This is a genomic window from Streptomyces sp. NPDC001157, assembly GCF_053598255.1.
In genome coordinates this window covers 72,348-87,404 of sequence record NZ_JBSFJW010000035.1, presented here as the reverse complement: position 1 = coordinate 87,404, position 15,057 = coordinate 72,348, and the positions used below count along the sequence as shown (strand labels likewise).

Genomic DNA, 15,057 nt, shown 5'->3' with positions numbered 1-15,057 from the left:
TTTCTTTCTACGAGGCTGTACTGGCCCAGCTTCCCAGCAGCGTCAGCCTCTCCTCCGTCTCCGACCCCGGCTCCGGTGTGTACACCACGAGGGTCTGTCCCGGTGCCCCCGGGAGCGTCAGTGACTCGTACGACAGGGTCAGCATGCCCGCCACGGGGTGCCGGAGGAGCTTCTCGCCGTACAGGCACGCCCTGACCTGGTGGTCGGCCCACAGGCGGCGGAATTCCTCGCTCTTGAGGGAGAGTTCCCCGACGAGATCGCGCACGCGGTGGTTGTCGGGATGGGCGCCCGCGCTCAGCCGCAGATTGGCGACGGACTGGGCGGCGCAGGCGGCCCAGTCGGGGTAGAGGTCGCGGCTCTCGGGTTCGAGGAAGATCTGGCGGACGGCGTTGCGTCGGCCGGGGGCCCTGTTGCCGAAGCCGTGCACGGCGTCGCCGAGGGCGTTCCAGGCCAGGGCCTCCATGGCGGGGTCGAGGACGAAGGCCGGAGTGCGCTCCATGCCGTCGAGCAGCCGCTGGACACCCGGGCGGACGCGGGGTGCGCTGCGGTGGCGTCCGTCCTTCTTCGGCGGCCGGGCCACCGCGTGGAGATAGGCGTGCTCGGTCTCGTCGAGGTGCAGCACCCGGGCGATGGAGTCCAGGACGGCGTCCGAAACGCTCGGCCCGCGCCCCTGCTCCAGCCGGATGTAGTAGTCGACGCTCACCCCGGCCAGCTGCGCCACCTCCTCGCGGCGCAGCCCGGGGACGCGGCGTCTGCCGTACGAGGGCAGCCCCACTTCGTCGGGCTGGATGCGGGCGCGGCGTGAGCGCAGGAAGTCTCCGAGATCCCCGTCCATGGGTTCGATCGTAGGGGAGCCCCGGGCGCGGAACCTGGTACTGGCAGACCCAGGAAAAGCTCATCCCTGGGTACGGCGGCCCGGGCGGCGGAGGGTCGTTGAGGACCTTCCCTTCCGAGTTTCGAGGAGCACTTCCATGTCGTACGAGAACCTGGCCGGACGCACCGCCGTCGTCACCGGGGCCGCGAGCGGGATCGGCGAGGCCGTCGCCCTGACGCTGGCCGCGCAGGGGGCGAGGGTCGCGCTGCTGGCGCGGCGGGCGGAGCGGCTGGAGGCCGTCGCCGAGAAGATCCGGGCCGACGGCGGGCAGGCGCTGGCCGTGGTCGCCGATGTCACCGACGACGCGTCCGTCGCGGCCGCCAAGGAGCGGATCCACGAGGCGTACGGGATCGCCGACCTGGTCGTCAACAACGCCGGAGTCCTGCAGGTGAACCCGATCGCCGACGCCCGCGTCGACGAGTGGCAGCGGATGATCGACACCAACCTGAGCGGGGTTCTGCGGGTCGTGGGTGCCTTCGCCGAGGACCTGACGGAAGCGGCCGCGCAGGGCCGCAGCGCGGACCTGGTGAACATCTCGTCCGTCGCCGCGCACCAGACTGGTTTCCCCGGTGTCGCGGTGTACGGGGCGACGAAGGCCGCGGTCACCCATCTCTCGGCGATGCTGCGCGACGAGTTCGGGCCCCGGGACGTGCGGGTCACCAACATCGAGCCGGGCCTGACGGACACCGAGATCGTCTCGCACATCGACGACGAGGGCGTGCGGGAGCAGGTCGGTGGGCTGGTCGAGGCGTTCGGCACCCTGGCGGCCGGGGAACTCGCCGATGTCGTCGCCTACGTCACCAGCCGCCCCCGGCACGTCAACCTGCGGCAGATCATGGTGCTGCCCACCCGGCAGGTGTGAGGTCAGTCCTCCCAGCGGTCCTCGTCCTTGCCGGAACGGCGGCGGCGGCCGAAGAGGGCCGGGTTGACGCGGGCGGCCGAGAAGGCGTTCACGCCGACGATGCCGGCCCAGGTGATGAACAGGCCGGCGAGGTGGCCGATGCCGCCGCCGATCGCGGACAGCGGGATCGCCAGGACCAGCGAGACGATGCCGAAGCCGAAGCGCTCTCCCCAGGAGTCCGTCGGCGGCTTCGGCGCCCGGGAGCCGCGGGCCACCACCATCTGCTGCTCGGCGAGCTGTCGGCGCACCCGGCGCTCGACCGCGCCGTCGATGCGCTGGTCGACCTTCTCCAGGAACGAGTCGACCAGCGCCGACTCGTACTCCTCGCCCAGTTCCCTGCGCGCCTGCAGGGTGGCGTTGAGTTCCTTCTTGAGCTCGGCGTCCCGCGCGTCCATCCCCGTCTCCATTCCCGTCATGGGAACCCACGTTAGGGAGCCGGGGCGCTCACCGCACTGGGGATAGCCCCCCTGTCGGGGCTGGGGTTCACCGGGAGGACGCCGAACGACTCCAGGACCCTGCGGTGGCCCTGGCCGACGCCGCTGATGCTGACCTCGATGCCGCGGCCGCGCAGCTCGCCGACGACGTCCTTCAGGGCCATCGCTCCCGTCGCGTCCATCGCCGTCAGACCCGACAGGCGCAGGTCGACGGCCGCGACGCCCTGCACGTCGGCGAGGCTGCGGCGGAAACGGTGGGCGGCGGCGAACAGCAGCGGGCCGTCGAAGCGGTACGTGACCCTGCCCGCGCCTCCGGGCACCTCGTCGGCCGCGGCGGGTGTGAGGCGCGTGCCGCGGACAGCCGCGCGCAGGGCCAGCAGGACGGAGACGGCGAGACCGATCAGTACGGCTCGTACCAGGTCAAGGGCGAGCGTCGAGGCCGCGGTGAGGACCAGGACCAGGGCGTCGCCGTGGGTGGCGCGGGCCATGGCCCGTACCGCGTCCGTCTCCACCATCCGTACGGCGGTGGCGAGCAGGACGCCCGCCAGTGCGGCCAGCGGGATGCGGCCTACCAGCGGGGCGGCGACCGCGACGATCCCGGCCAGGATCACGGAGTGCGCGAGGGCGGCCAGCCGGGAGGCGGCGCCGGTGCGGACGTTGACCGCGGTGCGGGCGATCGCGCCCGTCGCCGGGACGCCGCCGAAGAGCGGGGCCGCGAGGTTGGCGATGCCCTGCCCGAAGAGCTCCTTGCCGGGGTCGTGGCGCTCACCCGGGCGCATCCCGTCGGCCACGGACGCGGACAGGAGAGACTCCAGGGCCGCGAGCGCGGCGACCGCAGCCGCCGGCGCCAGGAGCGAGGGGATGCGGGAGACGTCGAGGAAGGCGAGGGAGGGGGCCGGCAGGGAGGGCGGAAGCTGGCCGATGCGGGTGACGTGGAGGTGCAGGGCCTCCGCCACGACCGTCGCGGCGGCGACGGCGGCCAGGGAGAAGGGCACGGTGGGCTTCCAGCGGGCGCCCGCCAGCATCAGCGTCGCCGAGCCGAGGGTGAGCAGCAGGGCCGGCCACTGCGGGGCGGCCCCGAACTCCTCGGCCGCCCGCGCCGCGACGACGGCGACCTGCTCGCCGTGCGGGAGCGGCACGCCGAGCGCGTTCGGCACCTGCTGCAGGGCGATCACCGCCGCGATGCCGATGGTGAAGCCGGCGGTCACGGGAGCGGGCACGTACGCCATGGCGGTTCCGGCCCGGGCGAAGGCGAGGCCCAGCAGCATGAGCCCGGCGAGCAGGCCGACGGTGAGGACGCCGTCGGCGCCGTAGTGGTGGACGATCGGCACGAGGACGACGGTCATCGCGCCGGTGGGGCCGCTGACCTGGCGTGCGCTGCCGCCGAAGAGCGCGGCGAGCGACCCGGCGACGATCGCGGTGATGAGCCCGGAGGCGGCACCGAGCCCGGAGGTGACCCCGAAACCGAGGGCCAGGGGGAGGGCGACGACGGCCACGGTGAGGCCGCAGAGGAGGTCGCGCCGTGGGGCGCGGGCCATGGAGCGGAGGTCGGCGAAGGTGGGCAGGACGGAGAGGGACGGGCGAGGGGGGTTCATGGGTCTCTTCAATTGGGGGGTTTCAAGGAGTGCCTGAAGCGGGGGAAGTGGTTCAGGGCAGGAGGGACACGAGCCCGGTGTCCAGGTCGAACCTGGCCGCCGTCACCGTGGCCGCCGCGAACGCGGAGTCCGCGCGGATCGCATCCCGTACCCAGACCGTGTTGGCCCGCATGGTGAGTTCGGCCCAGTCGCCGGACTGGCGCCGGGTGCGGAGGGCGGCCGGGGCGATCTCGTCCACCAGCAGCTCCAGATGGCCGGGGACCGGGGCGCCGGTTCGCAGATGGTCCAGGGTCGCCGCGACCGCCCCGCAGCGCTCGTGCCCGAGCACCAGTACCAGCGGGATGTGCAGTTCCTGGACGCCGTACTGGATGGAGGCGAGCACCGCCTCGTCCAGCACCTGGCCGGCCGTCCTTATGCAGATCAGGTCCCCGAGGCCCTGGTCGAAGACGAGTTCCGGCGGTACCCGGGAGTCGATGCAGCCGACGACCACCGCGAACGGGTGCTGCCCGGTCGCCAGCGCGTGTCGTCGCAGCAGCCCCTGGTCGGGGTGGTGGGAGCCGCCGGTGGCGTAGCGCCGGTTGCCGGCGAGCAGTTCGGCCAGGGCGGCGCGGGCGGTCGTAGGACGGGGTCGGGCGGCGGTTTCAAGGGCGTCGGCGGGGGCCGCCGACGCGGGGGCGGCGGCCAGCGCGCCGACGGCGGTGGCGGTGAGAAAGGCCCTGCGGTTCGAGGCCATGACGCATCCTCAGGTGTCGTGCTGATAGCGCACATTCACCGTATGCATGCGATCAGTCACCCTGAGTGCCCGTTTAAGGACATTTGGTTGATTCGTCGTCAGATCATCGCCGCCCGGATACCCCTTCTTGATCTCTTGATCCGTTGATCTGTCGATCTGTTGATCAGGCGAGCCCGTGCTGCTTCGCGTACGCGTTGGCCACGTCCTCCGGGTCCTTCTTGTCGTTGTCGACCTGGCTGTTGAGCTGGGTGAGCTGGGCCGTGGTCAGGACGTTGCCGAGCCGGGCGAGGGCCTTGCGGACCTTGTCGTCGGCCTTGCGGTCGGCGATGAGCGGGACGATGTGCTGGCTGGGGATCAGGTTCTTCGGGTCGGTCAGCACCACCCAGTCGCCCGCGGCGATGTCGGTGTCGGTGGTGAAGAGGTTCGCCACGTCCACGTCGCCCTTCTTCAGGGCGCCCTTGACGAGCGGGCCGTCCGAGTCCAGCGACTTGAACTCCTTGAACTCCACGCCGTAGACGTCCTTCAGGCCGATCGCACCCACCCGGCGCTTCTTCACCTCGGGCGCGGCGCCGATGACCAGCTTGCCGTTCTGCTTCGCCAGGTCGGCCAGGGAGGTCAGACCGTACTTCCGGGCCGTCTGCCGGGTGACCACGAAGCAGTCGGAGTCGGCGGCCTGGCCGTACGGCAGGACCTGGAGTCCGCTGGGCATCGCCAGTGTGAGCGCGTTCTGCATGGTGCCGGGCTCCGCCGAATTGTCCTTCGGCGCGAGGTAGTTGAGGAGGGCGCCCTGGTACTCGGGCAGGAGGTCGATGTCGCCGCTCCGCAGGGCGGGGATCACGATCTCCCGGGTGCCGAGGTTCGGGCGGACCTTCACCTTCACACCGGCCTGCTGGAGTACGGCCGCGTAGAGGTAGCCGAGCACCTGGTTCTCGGTGAAGTTGGCGGTGCCGATGGTGACTCCGCCCTTGCTGGAGCCGCCGCCACCGGAGGCGGAGCCCTGGCCGTCGAGGGAGGTGATGCCGCTCGCGCAGGCGGAGAGGGCGGGGACGGAGGCGGCCGCGAACAGGCCGCCGATGAGGGTGCGTCGGTTCATGGTCTGTGTTCCCTAGGCGGTGCGGTGGCGGAAGAGGAAGCGCTGGAGGGCGGACAGGAGCAGATCGAGGGTCACGGCGACGACGGCGACCAGCACCGCGCCGCCCAGCACCTGTACGAGGTCGCGCTGGGCGAGGCCGTCGAAGACGTAGCGTCCGAGGCCGCCGAAGGAGACGTACGCGGCGATCGTGGCCGTCGCGACGACCTGGATCAGCGCCAGGCGCAGGCCCGTCATGATCAGGGGGAGCGCGAGGGGCAACTCGACCTGGAACAGGACCTGGTGGCCGCGCATGCCCTGGCCGCGGGCGGCGTCGCGGACGTCCGGGTCGACGGCCGTCATGCCGGCGTAGGTGTTGGTGACGATCGCCGGGACCGCGAGGGCGACGAGGGCGACGTACACCGGCAGCATCGACAGACCGCCGGCCAGGAAGACCAGCACGACCAGGCCGACCGTCGGCAGGGCGCGGCCGAAGGACGACAGGTTGATGGCGAGGAAGGCGCCCTTGCCGGTGTGGCCGATGAGCAGGCCGAGGGGCAGGCCGATCGCGGCGGCGATGAGGGTCGCGAGGAGCGAGTACTGGAGGTGCTCGGCGAGGCGGTGGGCGATGCCGTCCGGGCCGGTCCACTGCGAGCCGCTGGTCAGCCAGCTGCCGAGGTTCTTGAGGAGTTCGTACATCTCAGGCTCGCCGCCTCTTCCACGGGGTGAGGGCGTACTGGAGGGCGACCAGCAGGGCGTCCGCGACCACGGCGAGGAGGATCGTGAGGACCACGCCCACGATCACCGGGGTCGGGAAGTTGCGCTGGAAGCCGTCGGTGAAGAGCTGGCCGAGGCCGCCGTCGCCGATGTAGGTGGCGACCGAGACCAGGGAGATCGACATGACCGTCGCGATCCGGACGCCCGCCATGATCACGGGGAGCGCGAGCGGGAACTCGACGGTGAGGAGCGTGCGCAGCGGGCGCGTGCCCATCGCCTTGGCCGCCTCCTTGGTCTTCGAGGGGACCGAGTCGAGGCCCTCGACCGTGTTCCGCAGCAGCACGACCAGGGTGTAGACCGTCAGGCCGATGACCGTGGTGGTGCGGGTCAGTCCGCTGATCGGCAGCAGGAGCACGAAGATCGCGATCGACGGGATCGTGAACAGGACGTTCGAGAAGCCGAGCAGGAAGCCGCGCAGGGGGCGGATCCGGTGCGCGACGACCGCGAGCGGCAGCGAGATCAGGACGCCGAAGAAGACGGCGGTCATCGCGGCCTGGAGGTGGGAGATCGTGAGGCTGGTGAGGTCGTCGGTGTGGTCGCCTATCCACGACCAGTCGATGGTCATGCGGCCACCCGCGCTTCGCTGTGCGCCTGGCCCGCGTGCTCGTGGATGTCGTCGCGGGAGGTGACGCCGGTGAGGCGGCCTGCCGCGTCGACGCGGGCGATCAGGCCGGTGGGGGAGGCGACCGACTCGTTGAGCGCCGAGAGGAGGGAGTCGTCGTCCCGCAGCGGTCGTACGGGGATCTCGGCGTCCTTCGTGTCTTTCGGCGCCCAGTGGACGGGCTTGCGGGCCTCGTCGAGTACGAGGGTCCAGGCGCCGCCCTCGGGGGCCGGGCCCTGCGGGACGCCGGCGAGGGTCTTCAGCGAGAGCAGCTTCAGGCCGCGCTCGGCGCCGAGGAAGTCGGCCACGAAGTCGTCGGCGGGGCGGGCGAGCAGCTCGGCGGGCGCGGCGCACTGCACCAGGTGGCCCCCGGTGCGGAAGATCGCGATCTGGTCGCCGAGCCGTACGGCCTCGTCGATGTCGTGGGTGACGAAGACGATGGTCTTGCTCAACTCCTTCTGGAGCCGGAGCAGTTCGTCCTGGAGCTGGGTGCGCACCACCGGGTCGACCGCGCCGAAGGGCTCGTCCATGAGGAGCACCGGTGGGTCGGCGGCGAGCGCGCGGGCCACGCCGACGCGCTGCTGCTGGCCTCCGGAGAGCTGGTGGGGGTAGCGCTTGCCGGCGTCGGCGGTGAGGCCGACGGTCTCCAGCAGCTCGGCCGCGCGGGCCCGTGCCCTGCGGCGGCCGTGGCCCAGCAGCAGCGGCACGGTGGCGATGTTGTCGAGCACCGTGCGGTGCGGGAAGAGGCCCGCCTGCTGGATGACGTAACCGATGGAACGGCGCAGCTCCGCGGCGTCCTGGCGGGTCACGTCCTTGCCGCCGACCTGGATGGTGCCGGACGTCGGCTCCACCATCCGGTTGATCATCCGCAGGGTGGTCGTCTTGCCGCAACCGGAAGATCCGACGAGGACGGTCACGCCGCCTTCCGGCATTTCCAGAGAGAGATCGTGGACTGCTGTCGTGCCGTTGGGGAAGCGCTTGTGGACCGCATCGAACTGGATCATGAGTTGTCCCTTGCCCGGCTGTATAACGTCATGCAGAGTTCTTGGTAGCTGAATAGCTTGTCAACGCCTTGGCGTTAATCCGAGGTAACGGATGCTCGCAGTGCAAGATCGGATGTCCGGATTGAGGGGAGTTTGAAGCCTTATGTCGTCTCGGATCGTGGACGCGCCGCGAAGTGCGTTCTCGGGAGGCACCGGTCTCGTCGTCCTCGACGGCATCGGTTTCGGCGTCGATGACGTGGTGCGCCTCGCCGACGGGAGTGCGCGGGCGGTCCCCGGGACCGACGCGATGAGGCGGGTGACGGAGTCCTGGGACGCCGCCCGGCAGATCGCCGCGACCGGGCGCGTCTACGGCCGCTCCACCGGCGTGGGCGCCAACCGGAACGAGGACGTGCCCACCGAGGCGGCCGCCGAGCACGGTCTGAGGCTGCTGCGCAGCCATGCCGGTGCGATCGGCGAGGAGCTGCCCGCGCGGGAGGTGCGGGCGATGCTCGCCGTGCGCGCCAACCAGATCCTCGCGGGCGGCGCGGGCCTGAGGCCCACCGTCGTCACCGCGCTGTGCGAGGCGCTGGAGAGCGGGGCGCATCCGGTCGTCAACGAGTTCGGCTCGGTGGGTACGGGGGACATCGCGGCCCTCGCGCAGGCGGGGCTCGCGCTCGCCGGTGAGCACCCCTGGCGGGGGCCGGGCGCCCCCAAGCCCCAGCAGCTCGACAACAACGACGCGTTGGCCTTCATCAGCAGCAACGCCCTCACCCTCGGCCAGTCCGCCCTCGCCCTGCACGAACTGCGCGGGCTCGTACAGGCAACCCAGGTCGTCGCCGCCCTCTCCCTGCTGGCCGTCGACGGCTCGCACGAGGCGTACGCCGCCCCCGTGCATGCCGCCCGCCCGCACCGGGGCTCCAGCGAGGTCGCCCGCCGGATGCGGGAGCTGATCGGCGCGGCGGACCGGCCCACGCCTCCCCTCGGCCGGATCCAGGACCCGTACGGCTTCCGCTGTCTGCCCCAGATCCACGGCCCCGCGCTGGACGCGGCGGACGCCCTGGAGGAGATCGTCGCGATCGAGATCAACGCGGCCGCCGAGAACCCGCTCATCACGCCCGAGGACATGGCCGCCTACCACCACGGCGGCTTCTACCAGGCCCAACTCGCCCTCGCCCTGGACCACTTCAGGCTGGCGCTGACCCAGGTGGCCCGGCTGTCGACCTCACGGCTGTCGACGCTGAACGAGCCCGCCTTCACCCGACTGCGCCCGTTCCTCGCCGACGACGAGCCCGCCTCCTCCGGCGTGATGATCCTGGAGTACGCCGCCGGGGCCGCCCTCGGCGACCTGCGGGCCTTCTCCGCCCCCGCCTCGCTCGGGCACGCTGTACTCTCCCGGGGCGTCGAGGAACAGGCCAGCTTCGCCTCGCTCGCCGCACGTCAGACGCTGCGCGCCTGCCGCGCGTACCGTCTGGTCGTGGGCTGCGAACTCGTGGCCGCCGTACGGGCGTTGCGCCAGCGCGATCTGCGGCCCGAACCGGACCTCCCGGTGGGCCGGGCGCTGGAGCTCGCCGAGTCGGCCCTGGCCTCCGACCAGGCCGACCGGCCGCTCACCGACGACGTGACGGCGGCGGCCGCACTGCTGGAGCGGTTCACGGACATCTGGAGGGGGAGCGGGGCATGAGCACGGAGAGGGACTTGAGCGTGGTGGACAGTCCGGCGGGGCGGCTGCAGGCGCTCTTCGAGGGGCACCGGCTGACGCCGACCCAGCGGCGCATCGCGCACAGCATGGTGCGGCGGGCCGCGGACGTGCCGTTCCTGTCCAGCGTGGAGCTGGCCGAACTGGCCGGGGTCAGCCAGCCGTCCGTGACCCGCTTCGCCGTCGCCCTCGGCTTCGACGGCTACCCGGCGCTGCGCAAGCACCTGCGCGAGGTGGCCCCCGCCGAACAGGCCGCGGACGCCGGCTCGCACAACGAGTACCAGCAGGCGGTGGAGGCCGAGATCGAGAATCTCCGGCACCTCGCCGAACTGCTCGCCGACCCCCGGCCCGTGCAGAAGGCGGGCCGCCTGCTGGCGGCCTCCCGCCCACTGCCCGTCCTGGGGCTGCGCGCCGCCGCCTCCCAGGCCTATGGCTTCGGCTACTTCGCCGCCAAGGTCCACCCGGACGTACGGCTGCTCAACGAGGGCGGCACGATGATCCACGACCGCATCGAGGCCGCCGTACGCGCCGGTGCCACGGCGCTGCTGTGCTTCGCGCTGCCCCGGCATCCGCGCGAGGTCGTGGACACGCTGGCCTTCGCGAAGGAGGCCGGCCTGACGGTCGTCACGGTCGCCGACTCGGCCTTCGCGCCGGTCGCCAAGGTCTCCGACCTGCTCCTGCCCGCCGCCGTCGGCACGGGACTCGCCTTCGACACCGCCTGCGCGCCGATGCTGCTGGGTCGCGTCCTGCTGGAGGCGATGTGCGACGACCTGCCGGACGCGCAGGCCCGCCTGGAGGAGTTCGACGCACGGGCGGCGGCGCGGGGGCTGTTCGTGGAGTAGGCGCGCGTTTTCAGATTCGTCTCACCTTGCCTCGTTAACGTGCGTCTCACGGATGCCGCACAGACATGAGACGGGAGACGGACGTGGCACGCGGAGAAGGCAGAGCTCAGGGTCTGGCTCGGGTGGCCGTCGTCGTACGGGCCGGAGCCGCACCCCTGTGGTGGGCCGGGGTGTTCGCGGCGGGTGTCGGGGTGCTGGTGCCGGGGGTCACGGGCCGGCGGATCGGGGTCATGGCCGGAGCGGCGTTGTTCGTCGTCGCGGCGGCCGTCGTCGCGTACGCCCGCCGCAGGCGGTACGCCGCACTCGCCCGGGCGGCCGCCCGCGCCGGCAGGCACGACGTGCTCCAGGACCGCGCGGTGAGCGTGCGCAACTGGCGTCGCGGACACCGCTGGTGGGTGCTGCTCGCCTTCGTGGCGGCCATGGGCAGTGCGTTCGTGGTGCCCGCCGCCGGAGGCATGCTGCTCGCCGGCTGCGGCACCGGGCTGCGGCTGAAGGCCGCCTGGCTCGGACGGCGCGAACGGGCCGACGACGCCCTGCTGTGGGTACGGGTCGACTGGCTCGCCGCGAGCGGCGGCCGCCCGGCCGGCAAGGCCGTCAAGGCGTACCGCAGCACGGGCATCGCGGCGGGCGACGCGGCTCCGGGCGGGGCCCGGCGCCGCACCGCGGCGCTCGTCTAGCGGACGGACACTCAGACTTCGAGATCCTCCTCGATCTTCTTCAGCTGGTGGCGGGCCATCGCCAGGTTGGACCTCTTGGCGTCGAGCACCAGGTACAGGAAGAGACCGTTGCCGCCGCGGCCGCTGATCAGGCGGATCAGGTGGTACTGGTCGCTCAGCGAGATCAGGATGTCCTCGATCTGGCCCTTCAGCCCGAGGTGCTCCATGGTGCGCATCTTGGCGCGGACCACATCGGTGTTGCCGGCGGCGGCGACATTCAGGTCGAAGCCCTTGCTGCCGCCCATCGTGCCCAGCGCCATGCCGCTGGTGTAGTCGACGAGCGCGACGCCCGTGGCGCCCTCGATGGAGGCGAGCGCCTCTTTCAGTGCGGTTTCGGTGTTGGCCATGACTGTGCTCCTCGGTTCCTCTCAACTTTCCGTGGTGGTGCGCGCGTTGGTGTTGGTGGTCGTGGTGCGTGGTGCGCGCGGGGTTCTGGTCCTGGCGGCGGCCGGTTTGGTCTCCGGCTGTTTGGCCGCCTTGGCCTCTTTGGCCGGTCCGGTCTGGTTGGCGGGTGTCGTACGGCTGTCGCCGAGCTCGCCGATGCGGGCGGCCGCCCGACGGCCCTCCAGAAGGAGCCGGCCGACGTTCACGCGGTCCTGGGCGAGCAGCGTCAGCACGGCCGTGCCGCCCGCCGCGTACGTCGCCACATAGCCGTACCCACCGCGGACGAGCAGTTCGCGGAACTCTCCCTGTCCTGTCGCGTCCGCCAGCTTCACCGCTGCCCCGTGCGCGGTCTCGACGAGCGCGGCCATGCCGTTCGGCTCGACGCCCGGGGTGTCATGGGCGAGGACACGCCCGTCGAGGCCGGTCGCCAGGGCGCCGGTGAGCTGGGGGACGCGGGCTCTCAGACGGCGCAGCTCGTCGAGAATGTGGGGGTCGGCAGCCATCCGGTGTCTCCTCTCGAACCAGTCAAAGGGCCTCCAACGCATCCCTGAGCCTCTTCAGCAAGGTGGTGTGGGGATCGGGCGGCAGCTGTTCGGGGCCGGTCGGCGGCGGCTCGCCGCGGGCGGGCGGCTGCGGTGGCTTCGGCCGCGGCGGACCGGGCAGTGGTGACACGACCCCTGCCGCGATGAGCCGTCGCACGTCCACCAGCGTGTGGAAGGCAGGGCGGCCCAGTTCGCGGGCTATGTCCGGTGCCGTGCGCACCCCGTTCACCCGGTCCAGCACCGTCTGCTGGCGGCGGGTGAGGGCAGGGGCGGCCACGGGGTCCGCGCGGATCAGGGGGGCCTCGTCCGTCCTCGGATCCGGCCAGATGCGGTGCACGAGGTCACGGCGGCGCAGCGTCTCGCGCTCCAGGGCGGCCACCGGGACCGGGTGGATCGGGCCGAGCGGGTGTGCGCCGCCGTAGCGGAAGCGGCCGGGCGTGCTGCTGGGGGCGAGGGCGAAGTACGCGGCGTCGTACAGGGCGGTCAGATGGCACAACTCCAGTGCGCCGGAGGCGAGATGACCGGCGTCGACGAGGTGTCTGCCGACGCCGTGATCGTCGTCCGCCGCCGTGAGCGCCCGCTGCCAGGCCTCGGGGGTGAGCGTGCCGTGGGCCGTGAGGAGGGTGTCCAGGCCGGGTGCGGAGGGGCTCTCGGCGTGGACGACCAGGCCCTGGGCCAGGTGGAGCGTGCCGCGCTCGCGGACCAGGACGCCGGTGGCCCGCTCGGCGGCGAGCCGGGTCAGCATCGGCGAGACACCGCCCCACCCCCGCTCGCCGGCCGCGGTCTTGTCGCGCACCGGCAGACGCGGGGGTTCGGCCGTCTGTACGGCGGTCATGCCAGCACCAGCCGTTCGGCCATCTCGCCCAGCCGGATACGCGCCAGCGCCAGGTTGCCCTCCGCGCGGGCCAGCCACAGGTGCAGGAAGACGCTGCCGTCGAAGGAGGCCCCCACGAACCGCAGCACGTGGTAGCTGTCCCGGTTGCTGACGATCAGGTCCTCGACCGGTGGATCCGCGTCGGCGGCCGCCCCGTCGGCGGGGTCGTCGTCCGGCGCGAACGCGCGCTGCTCGGCGGCCAGCCGGGCGATCTCGGCGGCCTCCACCGCAGCCGTCTCCTGGTCGCCGCCGGGGGACTCCCCTACGGTGGCCAGGGCCAGCCCGCTCATCCAGTCGATCAGCGCTGCCCCCCGGGCACCGGGCAGTCGCATCGCTTCCAGCAGACACTCGTCGATTCCGGGCACCGTGGCTCCCCTCCCGCCTGCGGTTCGGCTGAGTGACGCCGAAACTACGCAACGTGTGCGCGAGGGGTGAGCGTTCTGGCATTTTCCGGTGGAACATGCGGCGGGGGGCTAAGGTAGGTCAACTTGCCTAGATTCCTACGCAGTTGAACATCGGATCCGCGGGCGTGCGTCAACGGTGGTCAGGCGCCCGGAGGGTGGTGAGCGAGTCCGTGTGCGCCCCTCCCGACTCGGCCACGATCTCCTCCAGGCTCTGCGGCTCCCGGACGGTCGCGAAGGAGATGCCGCCGGCCCCGTCCGGCGCGAAGCCGTAGATCCCGGGCCGCGCAAGGGAGTTGTACGCGTAGTGGTGCGCGAAGTAGTACGCCCCCGTGTCCAGCGCCGCCGCATGGTCCCCCTGCTCCAGCAGCGGCAGCGCCCGCCCCTCCGCCAGCAGGTCGCCCGAGAAGCAGGCCGGCCCCGCCACGTCCTGCACGACCGCCGGGCCCTCCTTGGGGCGCCCCTTGCCGTCGTAGGCGGCGATCCTGAGCGGCCAGGCGCCCGGCACGTACACCGTCCGCGTCGCCACCTGCACACCCGCGTGCGTGACCGCGACCGGACGCCCGCCCGCGCTCTTGGCGTACTCCACCCGGGCCACCACCGTGCCGTGCTTGGCCAGCAGCGACCGCCCGAACTCGGTGACCAGCCCGTACCGCCCGTCGAACAGCCCCGGCACCGCCTCGCTCAGCAGTCGTGCGTACTGCGCATACGTCGGTGTCGTGTCGTCCGAGCCGAAGTTCACCGGCAGCCCGCCGCCGATGTCGAGCGTGTCGATCTGCGGGCGCCCGAGCCGCCGGTTGATCTCCTCGGCGAGCGCATACGTCTCGGCCACGCCCTGCACCATCAGCGAGAGCGGAATGCCCTGGGAACCGGTGTGCGCATGCAGCCGCCTCAGCCACGGACGGTCCGCATACGCCCGTACGACCCATTCGCGCGCCCCCTCGTCCCGCAGCGCCACCCCGAACTTCGAGGTCGCCGTCGCGGTCGACGTCGCCTCGATCGAACCCCCGCCGACCTGCGGATTCACCCGAAGCCCCAGCGGGGAGCGGCTGGTCGCCGACCGCATCAGGGCGTCGATGCGGTCCAGCTCCTGCGGGTTGTCCGCGTTCACGGCGATGCCCAGCGCCAGTGCCTCCCGCAGCTCGGCCGGGGTCTTCGCGGGCGAGTCCAGGACCGTGCGGTTCGGCGGCACGCCCGCCGCCCGCGCCAGCGCCAGCTCACCCGGGCTCGCCACCTCCGCGCCGATCCCCTCCGCGTGCAGCAGCCGCAGCACCGGCACCAGCGGGGTCGCCTTCACCGCGAAGGCGTGCAGCACGGGCGTGCCGGGCGCCGTGACCGCGTCGAACGCCACCCGCAGCTCGGCGGCCGCCTCCCGGATGCCGGTGACGTCGAGCAGCCCCACGATGGGGGTGCCGGGCCCCAGCAGCCCCTGCTCCACGGCGGCCCGCACCGCTTCGTCACGTCGGGCGGCCCTCTCGGCTCCGTCCCCGTCCCTGTACCTGCCGTTCATGACGTCCCCCGTTCATCGCCGTCCGCTCCTGTGCTTCCAGCCAAACATCTGCGGCGGGCCCACGCTGGCCCACAGATGTATTGACTAGTTCTATTCAGGACGTCAGGATGTGAATAACGGCAGCA

Annotated in this window: 17 protein-coding genes; 4 read left to right on the top strand and 13 right to left on the bottom strand. The window is 72.2% G+C overall.

What is annotated here, in order from left to right:
• Positions 1-7: 7 nt before the first annotated feature.
• Positions 8-835, bottom strand: a complete 828-nt coding sequence (locus tag ACWDAG_RS38945; protein ID WP_450700279.1) for a helix-turn-helix transcriptional regulator — start codon at positions 833-835, stop codon at positions 8-10.
• Positions 836-971: 136 nt separating this feature from the next.
• Here ACWDAG_RS38945 and ACWDAG_RS38940 point away from each other — a divergent pair, with 136 nt between their 5' ends.
• Positions 972-1,736, top strand: a complete 765-nt coding sequence (locus ACWDAG_RS38940; protein WP_450700278.1) for an SDR family oxidoreductase — start codon at positions 972-974, stop codon at positions 1,734-1,736.
• Positions 1,737-1,738: 2 nt separating this feature from the next.
• Here the strand turns inward: ACWDAG_RS38940 and ACWDAG_RS38935 are convergent, their stop codons facing one another.
• From ACWDAG_RS38935 to ACWDAG_RS38905, 7 genes are all read right to left on the bottom strand, one after another.
• Complete coding sequence (locus ACWDAG_RS38935; RefSeq protein WP_450700292.1) at positions 1,739-2,170, bottom strand: hypothetical protein; 432 nt, start codon at positions 2,168-2,170, stop codon at positions 1,739-1,741.
• Positions 2,171-2,202: 32 nt separating this feature from the next.
• The gene (locus ACWDAG_RS38930; protein WP_450700277.1) at positions 2,203-3,804 is read right to left on the bottom strand and encodes a SulP family inorganic anion transporter; all 1,602 of its coding nucleotides are present in this window, start codon (positions 3,802-3,804) and stop codon (positions 2,203-2,205) included.
• Positions 3,805-3,856: 52 nt separating this feature from the next.
• Positions 3,857-4,537, bottom strand: coding sequence for a carbonic anhydrase (locus tag ACWDAG_RS38925; protein WP_450700276.1), 681 nt, complete (start codon positions 4,535-4,537; stop codon positions 3,857-3,859).
• Between the two features lie 163 nt (positions 4,538-4,700).
• Positions 4,701-5,630, bottom strand: a complete 930-nt coding sequence (locus ACWDAG_RS38920; RefSeq protein ID WP_450700275.1) for an ABC transporter substrate-binding protein — start codon at positions 5,628-5,630, stop codon at positions 4,701-4,703.
• A 12-nt stretch (positions 5,631-5,642) separates the two neighbouring features.
• Positions 5,643-6,305, bottom strand: coding sequence for an ABC transporter permease (locus tag ACWDAG_RS38915; RefSeq protein ID WP_450700274.1), 663 nt, complete (start codon positions 6,303-6,305; stop codon positions 5,643-5,645).
• A 1-nt stretch (position 6,306) separates the two neighbouring features.
• Positions 6,307-6,948, bottom strand: coding sequence for an ABC transporter permease (locus ACWDAG_RS38910; protein WP_450700273.1), 642 nt, complete (start codon positions 6,946-6,948; stop codon positions 6,307-6,309).
• Positions 6,945-7,988, bottom strand: a complete 1,044-nt coding sequence (locus ACWDAG_RS38905) for an ABC transporter ATP-binding protein (RefSeq protein WP_450700272.1) — start codon at positions 7,986-7,988, stop codon at positions 6,945-6,947. The genes ACWDAG_RS38910 and ACWDAG_RS38905 overlap by 4 nt, the downstream gene beginning before the upstream one ends.
• Positions 7,989-8,130: 142 nt before the next feature.
• Here ACWDAG_RS38905 and ACWDAG_RS38900 point away from each other — a divergent pair, with 142 nt between their 5' ends.
• The 3 genes from ACWDAG_RS38900 to ACWDAG_RS38890 all read left to right on the top strand — a co-directional run bounded on the left by ACWDAG_RS38900 (position 8,131) and on the right by ACWDAG_RS38890 (position 11,182).
• A complete protein-coding gene (locus ACWDAG_RS38900) occupies positions 8,131-9,648 on the top strand; it encodes an aromatic amino acid ammonia-lyase (RefSeq protein WP_450700271.1) in 1,518 nt (505 codons plus the stop codon).
• On the top strand, positions 9,645-10,505 hold the full coding sequence (locus ACWDAG_RS38895; protein WP_450700270.1) for a MurR/RpiR family transcriptional regulator: 861 nt from the start codon (positions 9,645-9,647) through the stop codon (positions 10,503-10,505). Before ACWDAG_RS38900 ends, ACWDAG_RS38895 begins: the two co-directional genes overlap by 4 nt.
• A gap of 83 nt (positions 10,506-10,588) precedes the next feature.
• Positions 10,589-11,182: a hypothetical protein gene (locus ACWDAG_RS38890; protein ID WP_450700269.1), complete on the top strand. Its 594-nt coding sequence runs from the start codon at positions 10,589-10,591 to the stop codon at positions 11,180-11,182.
• An 11-nt stretch (positions 11,183-11,193) separates the two neighbouring features.
• Here ACWDAG_RS38890 and ACWDAG_RS38885 read toward each other — a convergent pair whose 3' ends face one another.
• The 5 genes from ACWDAG_RS38885 to ACWDAG_RS38865 form a co-directional block, all read right to left on the bottom strand.
• Positions 11,194-11,568, bottom strand: a complete 375-nt coding sequence (locus ACWDAG_RS38885; RefSeq protein WP_351482697.1) for a roadblock/LC7 domain-containing protein — start codon at positions 11,566-11,568, stop codon at positions 11,194-11,196.
• Between the two features lie 21 nt (positions 11,569-11,589).
• Positions 11,590-12,108, bottom strand: coding sequence for a roadblock/LC7 domain-containing protein (locus ACWDAG_RS38880; protein WP_450700268.1), 519 nt, complete (start codon positions 12,106-12,108; stop codon positions 11,590-11,592).
• A 22-nt stretch (positions 12,109-12,130) separates the two neighbouring features.
• Positions 12,131-12,982, bottom strand: coding sequence for a transcriptional regulator (locus tag ACWDAG_RS38875; RefSeq protein ID WP_450700267.1), 852 nt, complete (start codon positions 12,980-12,982; stop codon positions 12,131-12,133).
• Positions 12,979-13,386, bottom strand: coding sequence for a hypothetical protein (locus ACWDAG_RS38870; RefSeq protein ID WP_450700266.1), 408 nt, complete (start codon positions 13,384-13,386; stop codon positions 12,979-12,981). The genes ACWDAG_RS38875 and ACWDAG_RS38870 overlap by 4 nt, the downstream gene beginning before the upstream one ends.
• Before the next feature lie 169 nt (positions 13,387-13,555).
• Complete coding sequence (locus ACWDAG_RS38865) at positions 13,556-14,932, bottom strand: diaminopimelate decarboxylase (protein WP_450700265.1); 1,377 nt, start codon at positions 14,930-14,932, stop codon at positions 13,556-13,558.
• Positions 14,933-15,057 lie beyond the last annotated feature (125 nt).

Coding starts and splice junctions, on each gene's coding strand:
- ACWDAG_RS38945 (WP_450700279.1), bottom strand. CDS start 835: ATGGACGGGGATCTCGGAGACTTCCTGCGCTCACGCCGCGCCCGCATC.
- ACWDAG_RS38940 (WP_450700278.1), top strand. CDS start 972: ATGTCGTACGAGAACCTGGCCGGACGCACCGCCGTCGTCACCGGGGCC.
- ACWDAG_RS38935 (WP_450700292.1), bottom strand. CDS start 2,170: ATGGACGCGCGGGACGCCGAGCTCAAGAAGGAACTCAACGCCACCCTG.
- ACWDAG_RS38930 (WP_450700277.1), bottom strand. CDS start 3,804: ATGAACCCCCCTCGCCCGTCCCTCTCCGTCCTGCCCACCTTCGCCGAC.
- ACWDAG_RS38925 (WP_450700276.1), bottom strand. CDS start 4,537: ATGGCCTCGAACCGCAGGGCCTTTCTCACCGCCACCGCCGTCGGCGCG.
- ACWDAG_RS38920 (WP_450700275.1), bottom strand. CDS start 5,630: ATGAACCGACGCACCCTCATCGGCGGCCTGTTCGCGGCCGCCTCCGTC.
- ACWDAG_RS38915 (WP_450700274.1), bottom strand. CDS start 6,305: ATGTACGAACTCCTCAAGAACCTCGGCAGCTGGCTGACCAGCGGCTCG.
- ACWDAG_RS38910 (WP_450700273.1), bottom strand. CDS start 6,948: ATGACCATCGACTGGTCGTGGATAGGCGACCACACCGACGACCTCACC.
- ACWDAG_RS38905 (WP_450700272.1), bottom strand. CDS start 7,988: ATGATCCAGTTCGATGCGGTCCACAAGCGCTTCCCCAACGGCACGACA.
- ACWDAG_RS38900 (WP_450700271.1), top strand. CDS start 8,131: ATGTCGTCTCGGATCGTGGACGCGCCGCGAAGTGCGTTCTCGGGAGGC.
- ACWDAG_RS38895 (WP_450700270.1), top strand. CDS start 9,645: ATGAGCACGGAGAGGGACTTGAGCGTGGTGGACAGTCCGGCGGGGCGG.
- ACWDAG_RS38885 (WP_351482697.1), bottom strand. CDS start 11,568: ATGGCCAACACCGAAACCGCACTGAAAGAGGCGCTCGCCTCCATCGAG.
- ACWDAG_RS38880 (WP_450700268.1), bottom strand. CDS start 12,108: ATGGCTGCCGACCCCCACATTCTCGACGAGCTGCGCCGTCTGAGAGCC.
- ACWDAG_RS38875 (WP_450700267.1), bottom strand. CDS start 12,982: ATGACCGCCGTACAGACGGCCGAACCCCCGCGTCTGCCGGTGCGCGAC.
- ACWDAG_RS38865 (WP_450700265.1), bottom strand. CDS start 14,932: ATGAACGGCAGGTACAGGGACGGGGACGGAGCCGAGAGGGCCGCCCGA.